The organism is Tessaracoccus terricola (assembly GCF_054776555.1).
In genome coordinates this window covers 58,920-74,300 of sequence record NZ_BAAHBS010000002.1, presented here as the reverse complement: position 1 = coordinate 74,300, position 15,381 = coordinate 58,920, and the positions used below count along the sequence as shown (strand labels likewise).

Genomic DNA, 15,381 nt, shown 5'->3' with positions numbered 1-15,381 from the left:
AACGCACACCAACAACCAAAGCTGCTGGCAAATGTGCATATAAATAACCACACTATGTGTGATTGGCATTGACTTTAAGCACGCTGTTGAGTTCTCAAGTTTCGGGTGCGTCCCGCGCCTCACAACTACCGCTGCTGTGGCTTGGGGCAACTCGATCAACTTTACTCAGGTCTCCGTCGGCTTGTCAACTTGGCGTTTCCAGGCCGTTTCGGATCCCTTTTGAGTTGTTGTTTCGGTGTTTCTCACCCCTTTGGAGGTTCCCTCCCGGGGCTTCTACACCTTACTCCATCTGCCGCTTCGGATCAAATCCGCTGCCGGCCTCCGGCTTGTCCCCTCCTTGAGGCGACTCGGACTACTCTAGACCCCTTCCGGGCTGTGCGCAAATCGGCTCCGGCAAGGGGTTCCTCGGGGTCCCGGCCCAGCGTGCCGCGGAGCTGCCGGCGGTCGGTTCCGGTTGAGCTCCCCAACTGCCCGGAGCGCCCTCCCCCACGCACGCCAGAGGCCCGGAACCATTCCGGTTCCGGGCCTCCAGTCAGTTCAGCGCGTCCAGCGCCGCCCCATCAGGATCAGGAGCAACCACTGGTGGAGCCGCAGCCCTCGCACACGTAGCAGGAGCCACTGGGACGCATCTTCGTGCCGCAGGTCATGCACAGCGGCGCATCGACGGCCGTGCCGGTGAGCGACTCCATGAGCTCTGCCGTGGTGTGGGCATCGATCAGGGAGGGCTGGCGCGCCCCGTCCACCTGGAAGTTGTCGCCGTCGTCGTTCTTGAGGCTCTCGGCCTCCGGCATCTCGGCTTCTTCCTCCTCCGAGACGTAGCTACCGGTCTCCACGTAGCGAGCACGCTCCGAGGCCGAGTAGATGCCGAGGTCCGCGCGGTCGTCGAACGGCAGGTAGTCCAGCGCCAGACGGCGGAAGATGTAGTCCATGAACGACTGGGCGATGCGGATGTCCGGATCGTCGGTCATGCCGGCGGGCTCGAACTTCAGGTTGGTGAACTTCTGCACGAAGCTCTCCAGCGGCACGCCGTACTGCAGGCCGATCGAGACCGCGATCGAGAACGCGTCCATCACGCCGGCCAGGGTCGAGCCCTGCTTGCCCAGCTTGAGGAACACCTCTCCCAGGCCGCCGTCCTCGTAGGCGCTCGAGGTCATGTAGCCCTCGGCCCCGCTCACGGCGAAGCTCGTGGTGCGGCTGGCACGCGACTTCGGCAGGCGGGTGCGCTTCGGGCGGTACTCGATGCGGACCTCGGGCTGTGCCTGGGTCTCTTGCTTCTTCTCCTCGGCCTTCTTCTTGCCATCGGAGAGGGGCTGACCCACCTTGCAGTTGTCACGGTAGACCGCCAGCGCCTTCAGGCCGAGCTTCCAGCCCTGCATGTAGACGTCTGCAATCTCCTCGACCGTCGCGGACTCGGGCAGGTTGACGGTCTTCGAGATGGCGCCCGAGAGGTAGGGCTGCACCGCGGCCATCATGCGGACGTGACCCATCGGCGCGATGGCACGCTGGCCCATCGCGGTGTCGAACACCTCGTAGTGCTCCTTGGCGAGTCCCGGCGCGTCGATCACGTGCCCGTTGTTGCTGATGAACTCGACAATGGCCTCGACCTGCTCCGCGTCGTAGCCGAGCTTCTTCAGCGCGCGCGGGATCGTCTGGTTCACGATCTGCATGGAGCCGCCACCGACGAGCTTCTTGAACTTCACCAGGGAGAAGTCCGGCTCGATGCCAGTGGTGTCGCAGTCCATCATGAAACCGATGGTGCCGGTCGGCGCCAGGACGGAGGCCTGCGCGTTGCGGAAGCCGTTCTTGGAACCGAGCTTCACCACGTTGTCCCACTCACGGGTGGCGACGGCGTGCAGTGCACGATCCGCCGCCATCACGCTCTGGGAGTCGTTCGCGGCCTGGTGCTTGCGCATCACACGCTGGTGGGCCTCGGCGTTCTCCGCGTACCCGTTGTACGGGCCGACGATCGCGGCGAGCTCTGCACTGCGGCGGTACGAGGCACCCGTCATGATCGAAGTGATGGCAGCAGCGGTGGAGCGGCCACCCTCGGTGTCGTAGCCCTTGCCCATTGCCATCAGGAGGGCACCGAGGTTCGCGTAGCCGATGCCCAACTGGCGGAAGTTCCGCGTGGTCTCGCCGATGGACTCGGTCGGGAAGTCGGCGAAGCAGATGGAGATGTCCATCGCCGTGATGATCAGCTCGACGGCCTTGACGAACAGCTCGGCGTCGAAGGTGTCGTCGTCCTTGAGGAACTTGAGCAGGTTGAGACTCGCCAAGTTGCACGAGGAGTTGTCGAGGCTCATGTACTCGGAGCACGGGTTCGAGGCGGTGATCGGGCCGGTCACGGGATTCGTGTGCCAGTCATTGATCGTGTCGTTGTACTGGATGCCGGGGTCTGCGCACTCCCAGGCGGCCTTCGCGATCTTGCTGAAGAGGTCCCGGGCCTGGACCTCCTCGATGACGCTGCCGTCGCTGCGGGAACGAAGCCCGAAACGACCGTCCGCCTCGACGGCCTCCATGAACTCGTCGTTCACACGGACCGAGTTGTTGGCGTTCTGGTACTGGACGGAGGTGATGTCCTTGCCGCCGAGGTCCATGTCGAAGCCGGCGTCGCGGAGGGCGCGGATCTTGTCCTCCTCGCGGGCCTTGGTCTCCACGAACTCCTCGATGTCGGGGTGGTCCACGTCGAGCACGACCATCTTGGCGGCACGCCGGGTGGCCCCGCCGGACTTGATGGTGCCCGCGGACGCATCCGCACCACGCATGAACGAGACCGGGCCGGAGGCGGTGCCGCCGGAGCTGAGGAGTTCCTTGGACGAACGGATCCGCGAGAGGTTCAGACCTGCGCCGGAACCGCCCTTGAAGATGAAACCCTCCTCCTTGTACCAGTTGAGGATGGAGTCCATGGAGTCGTCGACGCTGAGGATGAAGCACGCCGACACCTGCTGGGGCGACGGGGTGCCCACGTTGAACCAGACCGGCGAGTTGAACGAGAAGTACTGGTGCAGGAGCATCCAGGTGAGCTCGTGCTCGAAGATCTCGGCGTCCTTCGGCGTCGCGAAGTAGCCGTGCTCGGTCCCCGCCTTGGTGTAGGTCTTGACCACGCGGTCGATCAGTTGACGGAGGCTGTTCTCACGCTTGTCCGTGCCGACGGCACCACGGAAGTACTTGGTGGTCACGATCGTGGAGGCGTTCACGCTCCAGAAGCTCGGGTACTCGACACCCTTCTGCTCGAAGACCGCTTCACCGGTCTTCCAGTTCACCTGCGAGACGTCGCGGCGGTCCCACTCGACCTCGTCGTAGGGGTGGACGCCCTCCGTGGTGAACACGCGCGCGATGGTCAGGCCCTTGGAGGCCTTCCCCGGGTTCGACTTGCGTGCACGGCCGGAAGCAGGCTTCGTGGCAGTCGTGGTCATAACTGGATCCTCACTTGTGCTGGGTTTGGAAGACCGGATCAACCGATCAGGGGCTCTTGCGTCATCGACTTCGCTCCCCGGCGTGAGGACTTGCGCCCCTCCGGGGTGGCCGGGGACTCGGCGAGCCTCGTCCGCATGGCCTCGATCTCGGCCGCGAAGTCATCGACCGACTGGTAGTTCTTGTAGACACTGGCGAATCGCAGGTAGGCGACGGGGTCGAGTTCACCGAGTGGCCCGAGGATGGCGACTCCGACTGTCTCCGCCGGAATCTCTGCCTGTCCGCTCGACCGGAGGGTCTCCTCCACCTGCTGCCCCAGGGCAGCGAGTTGGGCCGAAGTGACGGGCCTTCCTTGACACGCCTTGGTGGCGCCCTTGATCACCTTTTCGCGATTGAACGGTTCCGTGACGCCGGACCTCTTGACGACGGTGAGCTGAACTTGCTCCACCGTCGTGAACTTCCGCTCGCACACGGGACATGTGCGACGCCTACGGATGGCCGAACCGTCCTCGGTCGCACGCGAGTCCGACACCTTGGTGTCCTCGTGTCGACAGAAGGGGCAGTGCACGGCCGGGATCCTCTCGTCAACCAGCCGAAGCACTTGCGGCCGGGGTTTCACTTGATCTTCAGTGTGCCACCCAAAACACAAGTTGTTGGGTAAACACACCGACGTAACTACTAGATCTAGTGAACTCTAGGTCCCTGACCCCCTACGGTCAACACTTCCCGGCGTGTCGCGGCGGGACTCCCCGGAAGGGGCTCAGCGCCCCTCGACGTGGGCCCAGGCAGGGTCACCCTGGACGTACTCGACGGCAGGATTCGGCGACTCCCAGCTGACGAACTCAGCCACCGAGGCACCGATGCCGACGACGGCCAGGACAGCCACTGTAGCGACCTTCAGTCCCAGCAGGAACTGACCGCGGGGACGGGGCCCGACACGACAGGCCGCGACGCTGCGGCCCCGACCGGGGCGAGGGCCGACCACGGGGCGAGCCAGCGGCGGCTCGACGCGCGGGCGCCCACCGGGCGCCACTGGGCGCCGGCCGGGCTTTGCGCCAGTACGGGTACCGGGTGCTGCAACCGCGATGCTCATCTTGTTCTCCTCTCGGCGACACCCGCCATCCGCGGGATGTCGAACGTCTGTTCGAATGAACGCTACCCCAGATCCGCCCTTGATTCAAACGATCGTTCGAATCGGCTTCATCGGCGTGTCGGACACGAGAGCAAGTAGATCAACGGGCACTGACAACTGATGCACCCCGGAAGACACGCAGACCCGAGATCGAACACGTGTTCGGATTTGTTCGATATGCTGGTTGCCATGGCAGACGAGCGCAAGAACCCACCGAAGCGAGCATCCAGGGCCGGCCGCCCCACCGCAGCCCAGGTCGAGGCGGACCTGGAGGGCATCGCGATCCTCCCCGACGGCCCGGCTGACGCATTCGGGCTGACGCATCGGCAGCGTCGAATCCTGCAGGTCATCAAGGAAGCAGTTGAGACGATGGGCTACCCGCCCTCGATCCGGGAACTCGCCAGGCAGGCCGGTCTTGCCTCGACCTCCAGCGTCTCCTACCAGCTGAAGGTGCTCGAGGAGAAGGGCTTCCTCCGTAGGGACCCGAACCGCCCACGTGCACTGGTGGTCACCATTCCGAACGCTGAGCAGGCTGCCGCCCCCGCACCCGAGCTCGCCTCCGAACAGAGCTACAACGATTCGCCAAGCACGGTCAGTGCCCCGCTCGTCGGTCGGATCGCGGCCGGCGGGCCGATCCTCGCCGAACAGCGGGTCGAGGACATGTTCGCCCTGCCCAAGCAGCTCGTCGGGGACGGCACCCTGTTCATGCTCGAGGTGAGTGGTGACTCGATGGTGGATGCCGCGATCTGCGACGGAGACTTCGTCGTCGTGCGCCAGCAGGATGACGCGGTCAACGGCGACATCGTGGCTGCGCTGATCGACGACGAGGCAACCGTCAAGACGCTCAAGCGCAAGGACGGCCGCGTGTGGCTGATGCCGCACAACGAGAACTACGAGCCCATCGACGGCACGCACGCCAGGATCATGGGCAAGGTCGTGGCGGTGCTGCGCCGCGTGTGAGTCCCGCTACTCCTCGCCCCGCAGCCGCCGAAGCGCACGCACGGCGATGTCGGGGTCCGTCGTTGGCCAGAATCCCGGCAGGGAACTCGACAGGAAGCGTCCGTACCTGGCAGTGACCAGGCGTGGGTCCAGGATCGCGACCACTCCCCTGTCCTCACTCCGTCGGATCAGACGCCCTGTCCCCTGTGCCAACAGCAGTGCCGCATGGGTGGCGGCAACGCTCATGAAACCGTTGCCGCCGGCCTCGTCGACGGCCTTCTTCCGTGCCTGCATGAGGGGGTCATCGGGACGTGGGAACGGGATCTTGTCGATGATGACCAGCTGACAGGTCTCGCCCGGCACGTCGACGCCCTGCCAGAGTGACATGGTGCCGAACAGGCACGTCTCTGGGTCCGCGATGAAGTCGCGCTGCAGCTCGGACAGTTGCGCGTCGCCCTGGCAGAGGATCTTGAAGTCGGGCAGCTCCCGCCGACAGTGGGCCGCAGCCTGTTCGGCGTTGCGCCTGGACGCGAACAGCCCGAGGGTCCTGCCACCCGCCGCCCACACCAGCTGCGCGATCTCAGCCAGCACCTCCGGCGTGAGTCCGTCCCTGCCCGGTTTCGGGAGGGACTTGGTGGCATACAGGATCCCCTGGGAGCGGTAGTCGAACGGGGAACCGACGTCGAGTCCCCGCCAGGAGAGCGGCTCGAGCGTGTCGGGGTCCGCGTCCTCGGAAACCTCGTCGGAGCGTGAGAGCCCCACGCTGCCTGCGAATGAGGAGAAGTCGCCGCCGAGCACCAGCGTCGCCGACGTGAGCACGGTCGGGGTCTCCCCGAAGACTTCCGAGCGGAGCAGCCCGGACACGTTCAGCGGCGCCACCCAGACTGCCCGCCCGCGGAACTCCGAGTCACTGACCCACACGACGTCGGCATCCGCGAGTCCTGCGATCCGGGCGGAGATGTCGAAGACCTCCTTGACGGCAGCAGTGGCCTGGGTGCGCTCCGGGTCATCGTGCTTTCCGGACAGCGCGCTGGCTGCGCGCCGGCTGACGTCGCGGATCTGCGCGGCAGCGTACGTGACCGGTGCCGAAGCGGACTCGATGCGGGTGGCCTCCGACTCGTCGAGGGCCTCACGCAGGGTGTCCGCGCACTCAAGGAACTCCGTGGCCAGGTCGTCGTCCAGCCAGGTCATGGCACGCTTGGCGGCGCGCTCGACGATGAGGGGAGTCAGCTCGTTGGTGGCCGCCGTCGTGATCCGTGAGGTCAGTTCGTGCGCCTCGTCGACGATGAGGGCCGAGTGCTCCGGCAGTGCCGTGCGGCCGTGCATGGCGTTGATGGCCAGCAGGGCATGGTTGGTGACGACCACTTGCGCGCCCCGGGCCCTGTCCCGGGAGGCCTCCACGAAGCACTCCTCCCCGAACGGGCACGCCGCCACGCCGAGGCACTCCCTGGTGGGGATGGACACCTGCTGCCAGCCGGCGTTGGTGTGGGTGGGCGCATCGTCGCGGTCCGCCAGCCCGCCCCGCTCGGCCTCCTCCTCGACCCACTCCCGCAGTGCGAGCACCTCGACCCCGAGCTTGCTCACCGAGTCCAGCTCCGGAGCAGCCTCCTGGATGTCCTCGGACCCCACCAGTGAACCCTGCGCCGAGACGCCGCCGGACCTCGCCCTGTAGAGGCAGGCATAGTTCGTGCGCCCCTTCAGGATGGCCGCCTTCGGGCGCTTGCCCGACACTTCCTCCACCGCGTCCAGGGCGGCCGGGATGTCCTTGTTCGCGAGCTGGGCCTGGAGCGCGAGAGTGGCCGTGGCGATCACAATTCGTTCGTCGGTACCGGCGACGTGGGCGAGCGCGGGCGCGAGGTATCCGAGTGACTTGCCCGTGCCCGTGCCCGCCTGCACGAGCAGGTGCCGGCCAAGGGTCAGGCTCTCTGCGACGGCCTCGGCCATCGCCAACTGTCCGGTGCGTTCGCGTCCTTCGATCCCCGAGACGGCCGCCTGCAGAACCTTCACCGTCAGGGCATCACCCATGGGGGAACTCGGACAGCTCGTCGGCGAGGGCCGGCCGCACGAAGGCGCGGACCTGCGTGCCTTCCGGGGTGTGCGAGAGTTCCTGGATCCGCCCGGTCCGGTGGATCCTGTCGACGAGATCGCCCCGTTCGTAGGGGACCACGACGTCCACCTCCACCTCGGGCCTCGGGAGCGCCTCGGCGACGGCTCGCGTCAACTCTTCGATCCCCTCTCCGGTCCGCGCTGAGACGATCAGCGACTCGGGATGGTTGGCGCGCAGGGCGAGCAGGTCTGTCCTGCCGGCGAGGTCCGCCTTGTTGAACACGATCAGCTCGGGAACCGTCAGCGCCTCGATCTCGGCGAGCACCTGCCTGACTGCCGTGATCTGGCCCTCCGGGTCCGGGTCGGAGGCGTCCACGACATGCAGCAGCAGGTCCGCCTGGGCAGATTCCTCCAGCGTGGAGCGGAAGGCCTCGACGAGGTCGTGAGGCAGGTGCCGCACGAAGCCGACCGTGTCCGTCAGGGTGAACTCGCGTCCGTCACTGGTCTGGGTGCGCCGGGTGGTGGGGTCGAGGGTGGCGAACAGTGCGTTCTCCACCAGCACTCCCGCCCCCGTGAGCCGGTTCAGCAGCGAGGACTTGCCCGCGTTGGTGTAGCCGACGATGGCCACCGACGGCACCTGGTTGCGGTGTCGCTCCGCCCGCTTGCCCGCACGCGTCAACTCCATGTCCTTGAGGCGCCTGCGCAACTGGGAGATCCGGTGGGAGATGCGGCGACGGTCCGTCTCGATCTTCGTCTCACCCGGGCCCCTGCCACCGATCCCCGCGCCACCCGCCGCACGACCGCCCGCCTGCCGGGACAGGTTCCCACCCCAGCCACGGAGGCGTTGCTTGAGGTACTGCAGTTGCGCCAGCTCCACCTGGGCCTTGCCCTCGGCGCTCTTCGCGTGCTGCGCGAAGATGTCCAGGATCAGGGCAGTCCGGTCAACCACCTTCACCTTCAGGCGGTCCTCGAGGTTGCGCAGCTGTGAGGCATCCAGCTCGCCGTCGCAGATCACGGTGTCCGCCCCCGTGGCGTGGACCACCTCCGCCACCTCTTCGACCTTGCCCTTGCCGATGTAGGTGGCCGGGTCGGGGCTGCTGCGGCGCTGGACGAGCGCCTCCAGCACCTCGGAGCCGGCGGTCTCCGCCAGCAGCTTCAGCTCGGCCATGGCATTGTCCGCGTCGGCCTGGCTGCCGCTGGTCCAGACGCTCACGAGGACCACGCGCTCCAGCCGGAGTTGTCGGTACTCGACCTCGCTGATGTCCTCGAGCTCGGTGCGCATGCCGGCGACGCGCCGCAGCGAGTGCCGGGCGGCGAGGTCCTCCTGGTCCCCGTCGAAGTCTTCGTACTCGTCTTCGAGGAACGCTTCAGGGGTTGGTTCGCTATCAGGTCGATTCATCGTGGGTCCCATTGTCGCAGGCGGGCCAAGGCCCTCCAAGTGGTGCGGCGACGTCTGTGGAAAACCCGGGCCTCAGGCCCAGTACTCGCCTCGCATGTGCATGACGGCCGGTCCGGTGAGCCAAGCCCGCTCCCCCTCCAGGTCCACCGTCAGTTCCCCGCCAGGGACCGTGACGCTCACCTGTCCCGAGTGCCCGGTCCGTTGCTGGTAGGCCGCGGCCGAGGCCACCACGCCAGTGCCGCAGCTCATCGTCTCGCCACTGCCGCGTTCGTGCACCCGCATGGCGATCCGGCCCGGTTCCCGCTCGTGGACGAACTCGACATTGGCACCTTCGGGGAAGGCATCCGCGGGAGCCCAGCTCGGTGCCCGCGTCAGGTCCAGCCCCGCCAGTTCCGGCTCCTCCACGAAGGCGACGGCGTGCGGGTTGCCCACGTCCACCATCGTCGCCCGCCACTCGGCGCCGTCGTGGCTGACGGTGACGGTCGTGCCAGAGATCCGGGGGCGTCCCACGTCGACCGAGATCAGGCCGCCCCTGGCGATCCTGACCTCCTTGGTCCCGGCACGGGTCGCGACCGTGAACCGTCCGGACGGGACCAGTTGTTCGTTCATGAGGTGCCTGGCGAACAGCCGTAGACCGTTGCCACACATCTCGGCCAGCGAGCCGTCCGCGTTGCGGTAGTCCATGAACCAGAGGTCCGGGTCACCCTCCCAGTCCTTCACGTGCTGGGCGCGCACCACCCGGAGGAGTCCGTCGGCGCCGATCCCGCCCCTGCGATCGCACAACTGCTGGACGAAGCTCGGGGAGAGGTCCTGCATGCCGTGCTGGTCCTCGATGACGATGAAGTCGTTCAGCGTGGCGTGCCCCTTGAGGAATGTCAACCTGCGCATTACTCCCCTCCACTGCCGTCGTTGCTGAGCAAGCCTACTCCGGTGAGCACCTCCTCGGGGTTGCGAGGGTCCCCTGCATCGAGCCAACGGATCCGGGGGTCACGGCGGTACCAGCCGAGTTGCTTGCGGACGAAGCGCCTGGTGGCCTTCTTCACGAGTTCCTTCGCCTCGGCCTCCGTCGTCAGGCCGTCGAGGAAGTCGACCACCTGGCGGTAGCCGATGGCGCGCACGGCCGTCACGCCCTCGCGCAGTCCAACCTCCAGCAGCCCTCTCACCTCGTCGACGAGGCCCTGCTCCCACATCCGCTCGACGCGGCGGTTGATGCGCTCGTCGAGGATCGCGCGGTCCTGCTCGAGGCCGAACTGGTGGACGTCGTCCAACTCATAGGTCCACTCGGGCAGCGAGGCCCTGTGGCCACCCGAGAGTTCATTGACCTCCAGGGCGCGCACGGTGCGTCGGCCGTTGCCGGGGTCGATCTTGGCGGCCGACTCCGGTGCGATCTCGGCCAGTCGCCGGTGGAGCTCGTGCGAGCCCAGCCTTTGCAGTTCCGCCTCCCAGCGCGCACGCACGCCCTCGTCGGAGGCCTGGAACTCGAAGACGTCGAGGATCGCGCGGGTGTAGAGCGCCGAGCCGCCCACCACCACCGGCACCCCGTCACGGGCCCTGATGTCTGCGATCGCCGCCCGCGCGCGCACCTGGAAGTCCGCGACGGTGGCCCGCTGCGTGACGTCGAGGACATCCACCAGGTGGTGGGCCACACCACGCCGCTCCGCCGGGGATGGCTTCGCGGTGCCGATGTCCATGCCGCGATAGACGAGCATGGAGTCGGTGTTGACCACTTCGCTGAGTTGCCCGAGCCCACGCAGCCGCACCGCGATCTCCACGGCCAGTTCCGACTTTCCGGTGGCGGTGGGGCCGACGAGGACGATGACTGGCTTGCTCACAGACCCCATCCTGCCATTGCACCCCTGTGGAGCCAGTTTCTGCTTTTCCTCCCCCGTGACCTCTCCCGGGTGCAGTATGGACGCAGCCGAACCACTAGGAGGTCATATGGGATTGCTTGACAACATCGGCGACCACGTCGCCAAGCACTCGGACAAGATCGACGACGCCATCGACAAGGGCGGCGACTTCATCGACGAGAAGACTGGTGGCAAGTACGCGGACAAGGTCGACCAGGGCCAGGAGTTCCTCAAGAACAAGGCCGACGACTTCGCTCGCAAGGGTGACAACCCCCAGCAGGCTTGAGTCTGGAGTCTTCGCAACTGTCGCGAGGGCCTGAACAGGAGGGGCCGGGAACCGTGTGGTTCCCGGCCCCTCCTCTCTTCGCGGAACGGATCGGCTCAGGCGGTGACCGGTTTGCCGAACGACGGCATGCCCAACCCCACGCCAGAGGGGGCGGGCGCGGGAGAGGTGGCGGCCTCCCAGGCGTCCCCTCCCCTGGTGCGGCGCAGGCCGCGGATCGGCAGGTCCGAGTTCAGGTGGTGCGGTGCCGCGTGCGTCACGGTGGCCAAAGCCACGTCCCCGGGGCGCGGGCGCTCGGCCGGGTCGTCACTCACCGTGACATGGACCAGACGGTTGTCGCGGGCCCGACCGCTCATGCGGTTGGTCTCGGTGTCCTTGCGCCCCTCACCGAGTGCGAACATCACCTCCACCTCCGCGCCCTCCAGCTTGCGGTTCTCCTCCCAAGCGATGTCATTGACCAGCTCCACGAGCCGCTCGTAGCGTGTCTGGGTGACTTCCTTCGGAATCTGGTTCGGCATGTCCGCGGCCGGGGTGCCGGGCCGCTTCGAGTACTGGAAGGTGAAGGCCGCGGAGAAGCGCGAAGCCGCCACCACCTCGAGCGTCTGCTCGAAGTCGGCCTCCGTCTCCCCCGGGAACCCGACGATGATGTCCGTGGTGATGGCCGCGTGCGGCATCGCTTCGCGAACCCGGTCGATGATGCCGAGGTAGCGCTCGCTGCGGTAGGAGCGCCGCATGGCCTTGAGGATTGAGTCGGAGCCCGACTGGAGTGGCATGTGCAGCTGGGGCATCACGTTGTGGGTCTCCGCCATGGCCGCGATCACGTCGTCGGTGAAGTCCTTGGGGTGTGGGGAGGTGAACCGGACCCGCTCCAGCCCCTCCACCTCTCCACAGGCGCGCAGGAGCTTCGCGAACGCCTGCCGGTCCCCGAACTCGACGCCGTAGGCGTTCACGTTCTGGCCGAGCAGTGTGATCTCCTGCACCCCCTGGGCCACCAGCATCTCGACCTCGGCCAGGATGTCGCCGGGACGACGGTCGGTCTCCTTGCCGCGCAGGGCCGGCACGATGCAGAAGGTGCAGGTGTTGTTGCAGCCGACGCTGACCGACACCCATGCGGAGTAGGGCGACTCCCGACGGCTGGGCAGGTTGCTGGGGAAGTTCTGGAGCGCCTCCACGATCTCCACCTGCGCCTCTTCCTCGACGCGGGCGCGCTCGAGCAGGACCGGCAGCGAACCGACGTTGTGGGTGCCGAACACCACGTCCACCCACGGCGCCTTGCGCAGGATCACGTCCCGGTCCTTCTGCGCCATGCAACCCCCGACGGCGATCTGCATGCCCGGGTGCTCGGCCTTCACCTTGGCCATGTGTCCGAGGTTGCCGTAGAGCCGGTTGTCGGCGTTCTCCCGTACGGCGCAGGTGTTGAACACGACGACGTCGGCTCCGCCACCCAGGGGTGCTTCGGGCGTCGCCGCGACACGACTCAGTCCGGCCTCCTCCAGCAGTCCCGAGATCCGTTCGGAATCGTGGACGTTCATCTGGCAGCCATAGGTGATGACGTTGTAGGTACGGGTGTTCGACATGGTGGGACAACTCTAGACGGGCTTCCCCGTGCGGAGAAACCGTCAGTAGGCTCCTCGTCATGACTCTTCAGCCCACCGGCACACAGTACGAAATCAGTCACGGCCGCCACGGCGCCGTCATCACCGAGGTGGGCGCCGCGCTGCGCAGCGTCACGGTGGACGGACGCGAGCTGCTGTGGACCTTCGCGGAGCACGAACCGGCCCGGAACAGCCAGGGCCAGCAACTGCTGCCCTGGCCGAACCGGATCGCTGACGGCAGCTACGAGTTCGACGGTCGTGTCGAGCAGCTCCCGGTCAACGAGATCCCCCGGAACACCGCACTGCACGGCCTGAACGCCGGCCGGGCCTGGGAACTCGTCTCCCACGACGCCACCTCTGTGGTCCAGCGGCACACATTCTTCCCCGAGCGGGGATGGTCGGGGACCCTGACCGCCACGATCACCCACAGCGTCGACGAAGACGGCCTCCGGGTCCAGGTCGACGTGGTCAACGACGGGGCCGTTGCGCTCCCCTACGGCTACGGCGTGCACCCCTACTTCGAGTTCGGCGACCTGTCCGAGGTGACCCTGCTGCTGCCCTTCGACAGCGAACTCGACGTCGACCCGGACCGGCTCCTGCCCAAGGGCATCATTCCCGTCAGCGAGGCGTTCGACTTCCGGACCGCTCGTCCGCTGCGAGACGTCGAACTGGACACCGCCTTCACCGGCCCCCGGGAGGCGCACTGGGCCGTCGAGCTCCACGGGCCCGAGCACGCGCTGCAGGTGTGGGCCGACGAGACCCTCCCGTGGGTGCAGGTCTACACCACCCGGCCCGACCGGCACGCCATCGCGGTCGAGCCCATGACGTGCGGGCCCGACGCCTTCAACGAGGGCCCGACCCACGACGGGATGATCCGCCTGGAGCCCGGCTCGTCGGCGACGTCGGTGTGGGGTGTGCGGGGTCTGTGACCCGCCCGGTGCCGGGAGTCAGTGCGCCGTCTCCATGGCGCGCGACTCCCGGACCACCACCACCTTGATCTGGCCGGGGTAGGTGAGGTTCTTCTCGATCTCCTTCGCGAGGTCACGCGCCAGCGCCTGTGACCCGGCGTCGTCGACGACGTCGGGAGCAACCATGACCCGGAGCTCCCGGCCCGCCTGCATCGCGTAGGCGCGCTCGACGCCGTCGTGATTGGTGGCGATGGACTCGAGGTGTTCCATCCGTTCCACATAGGCCTCCAGCGGTTCACGTCGCGCGCCGGGCCTTGAACCGGAGATGGCGTCGGCAGCCTGCACGAGGATGGCCTCCACCGTGTGGGGCTCGACCTCGTTGTGGTGCGCCTCGACGGCGTGGACGATGTCAGGGTGTTCGCCGTGGCGGCGCAGGAGGTCGGCGCCGACGATGGCGTGCGGCCCCTCCTGCTCGTGGGTCAACGCCTTGCCGATGTCGTGCAGGAAGGCGGCGCGCTTGCAGAATGCGATGTCCAGGCCCAGTTCGGCCGCCATCATCCCGGCGAGGTGTGCACTCTCCACCAGGTGGCGCAGCACGTTCTGACCGTAGGAGGTGCGGAACGCCAGCGCCCCCACCACGGGGATCAGGTCCTCGTGCAGGTCCACGATCCCCACCTCACTCAGCGCATCCTGCGCCGCCCGGTTGAGTCGCTCGTCCATGTTGCGCTGGCTCTTCTCGAACGCCTCCTCGATCCGGGCCGGGTGGATCCGCCCGTCCGCGACGAGGTCCACCAGCGTCAGGCGCGCAGTCTCCCTGCGCACCGGGTCGAAGCTGGACAGCAGGACGGACTCGGGGGTGTCGTCGATCAGGACATTGACTCCGGTGATCTGCTCGAAGGCCCGGATGTTGCGCCCCTCCCGGCCGATGATGCGGCCCTTCATGTCGTCTGAGGGCAGGTCCACGCTCGAGACCACGGACTCGCTGGTCTGCTCGGATGCGACCCGCTGGATGGCCGTGGTGATGATGCTGCGGGCGTTCTTGTCCGCGTCCCGCCGCGCGCGCTGCTCGATGTCCCGGGCGAGCCCCGTTGCGGCCAACTTGGCCTGCCGTTCCGCCTCTGCCAGCACCTCCTCGCGCGCAGCCGCGACGCTCAGTCCTGCGACCCGCTCCAGCTCGCCGGCGACCTGCTCCTGCTCGGCCTCCAGCTTCGCTCGCGCCTGCTTGAGGTGCAGGCGCTGCGCATCGAGCCGTTCAGCACGCACCTGAAGCCCCTCCGCGTCTGCGGCCACCCGGTCCTCGCGCTCGTGCAGCCGCGCCTCCTGGCGCTCCTGGGCTGCCCGGATCTCGCGGAGCTCAGTGCGCTGGGAGGCGATCGAGGACTCCAGTTCCGCACGGCGACGGTCGACGTCGGCCATGGCCTCCTTGGCCCGTTCCTGCGCGTGCTCCAGCGCACGCTCGGCGTCGGCACGCAGATGGCTGGCGGCCTCCTCGGCCTGCTCACGGATGGATGCGGCCACGGAGCGCGAGCGCTTCTCCATCCGGGCCTGCTCCTCGACCAGCCCCAGGACCGCACGGCGCTGGCGGACGACCATACCCACCACCACGACCGCCAGGACACCGGCGATGATCCAGCCAATCCACTCCATTGCACACTCCTCCGCCTCGAGGTCATGCCTCCCGCAGGGGTGCACCACTGGGCGTCCAGCAGGTACGTGCTGGACGCTGCGTCGACGAGTCGACTCAGTTTTGGCTTATGAGCTTGTCAGGTCCTGTTTCATGACCCATTGTCTGGCGACTCCGGGCCCAGGTTCTCA

Annotated in this window: 12 protein-coding genes; 3 read left to right on the top strand and 9 right to left on the bottom strand. The window is 67.3% G+C overall.

What is annotated here, in order from left to right:
• Window positions 1-566: 566 nt before the first annotated feature.
• The 3 genes from ACYU7G_RS04685 to ACYU7G_RS04675 all read right to left on the bottom strand — a co-directional run bounded on the left by ACYU7G_RS04685 (window position 567) and on the right by ACYU7G_RS04675 (window position 4,507).
• Complete coding sequence (locus tag ACYU7G_RS04685) at window positions 567-3,416, bottom strand: vitamin B12-dependent ribonucleotide reductase (RefSeq protein ID WP_461105294.1); 2,850 nt, start codon at window positions 3,414-3,416, stop codon at window positions 567-569.
• A 38-nt stretch (window positions 3,417-3,454) separates the two neighbouring features.
• Window positions 3,455-3,982 (bottom strand): transcriptional regulator NrdR, encoded by a 528-nt coding sequence (nrdR, locus tag ACYU7G_RS04680; protein WP_461105292.1) that lies wholly within the window; start codon window positions 3,980-3,982, stop codon window positions 3,455-3,457.
• A 192-nt stretch (window positions 3,983-4,174) separates the two neighbouring features.
• A complete protein-coding gene (locus tag ACYU7G_RS04675; RefSeq protein ID WP_461105290.1) occupies window positions 4,175-4,507 on the bottom strand; it encodes a hypothetical protein in 333 nt (110 codons plus the stop codon).
• A 228-nt stretch (window positions 4,508-4,735) separates the two neighbouring features.
• Between ACYU7G_RS04675 and lexA the strand changes: the two genes are divergently transcribed.
• Window positions 4,736-5,506: a transcriptional repressor LexA gene (gene lexA, locus ACYU7G_RS04670; protein WP_461105288.1), complete on the top strand. Its 771-nt coding sequence runs from the start codon at window positions 4,736-4,738 to the stop codon at window positions 5,504-5,506.
• A gap of 6 nt (window positions 5,507-5,512) precedes the next feature.
• On the opposite strand, the gene ACYU7G_RS04665 is transcribed toward lexA, so the two are convergent.
• The 4 genes from ACYU7G_RS04665 to miaA all read right to left on the bottom strand — a co-directional run bounded on the left by ACYU7G_RS04665 (window position 5,513) and on the right by miaA (window position 10,771).
• The gene (locus ACYU7G_RS04665) at window positions 5,513-7,510 is read right to left on the bottom strand and encodes an ATP-dependent DNA helicase (RefSeq protein ID WP_461105286.1); all 1,998 of its coding nucleotides are present in this window, start codon (window positions 7,508-7,510) and stop codon (window positions 5,513-5,515) included.
• Window positions 7,503-8,930 (bottom strand): GTPase HflX, encoded by a 1,428-nt coding sequence (hflX, locus tag ACYU7G_RS04660; protein WP_461105284.1) that lies wholly within the window; start codon window positions 8,928-8,930, stop codon window positions 7,503-7,505. The genes ACYU7G_RS04665 and hflX overlap by 8 nt, the downstream gene beginning before the upstream one ends.
• 72 nt (window positions 8,931-9,002) lie before the next feature.
• Window positions 9,003-9,818 carry a diaminopimelate epimerase gene (gene dapF, locus ACYU7G_RS04655; protein ID WP_461105282.1) on the bottom strand — a complete coding sequence of 272 codons (816 nt, stop codon included), beginning with the start codon at window positions 9,816-9,818 and terminating at the stop codon, window positions 9,003-9,005.
• Complete coding sequence (miaA, locus tag ACYU7G_RS04650) at window positions 9,818-10,771, bottom strand: tRNA (adenosine(37)-N6)-dimethylallyltransferase MiaA (RefSeq protein WP_461105280.1); 954 nt, start codon at window positions 10,769-10,771, stop codon at window positions 9,818-9,820. Before miaA ends, dapF begins: the two co-directional genes overlap by 1 nt.
• Window positions 10,772-10,868: 97 nt before the next feature.
• Between miaA and ACYU7G_RS04645 the strand changes: the two genes are divergently transcribed.
• Window positions 10,869-11,066 carry an antitoxin gene (locus ACYU7G_RS04645; protein WP_461105278.1) on the top strand — a complete coding sequence of 66 codons (198 nt, stop codon included), beginning with the start codon at window positions 10,869-10,871 and terminating at the stop codon, window positions 11,064-11,066.
• A 95-nt stretch (window positions 11,067-11,161) separates the two neighbouring features.
• On the opposite strand, the gene miaB is transcribed toward ACYU7G_RS04645, so the two are convergent.
• Window positions 11,162-12,640 carry a tRNA (N6-isopentenyl adenosine(37)-C2)-methylthiotransferase MiaB gene (miaB, locus tag ACYU7G_RS04640; RefSeq protein ID WP_461105276.1) on the bottom strand — a complete coding sequence of 493 codons (1,479 nt, stop codon included), beginning with the start codon at window positions 12,638-12,640 and terminating at the stop codon, window positions 11,162-11,164.
• Window positions 12,641-12,699: 59 nt separating this feature from the next.
• On the opposite strand from miaB, the gene ACYU7G_RS04635 reads away from it, so the two are divergent.
• Window positions 12,700-13,587, top strand: coding sequence for an aldose 1-epimerase family protein (locus ACYU7G_RS04635; protein WP_461105274.1), 888 nt, complete (start codon window positions 12,700-12,702; stop codon window positions 13,585-13,587).
• Between the two features lie 18 nt (window positions 13,588-13,605).
• Here the strand turns inward: ACYU7G_RS04635 and rny are convergent, their stop codons facing one another.
• Window positions 13,606-15,213, bottom strand: coding sequence for a ribonuclease Y (gene rny / locus ACYU7G_RS04630; RefSeq protein ID WP_461105272.1), 1,608 nt, complete (start codon window positions 15,211-15,213; stop codon window positions 13,606-13,608).
• Window positions 15,214-15,381 lie beyond the last annotated feature (168 nt).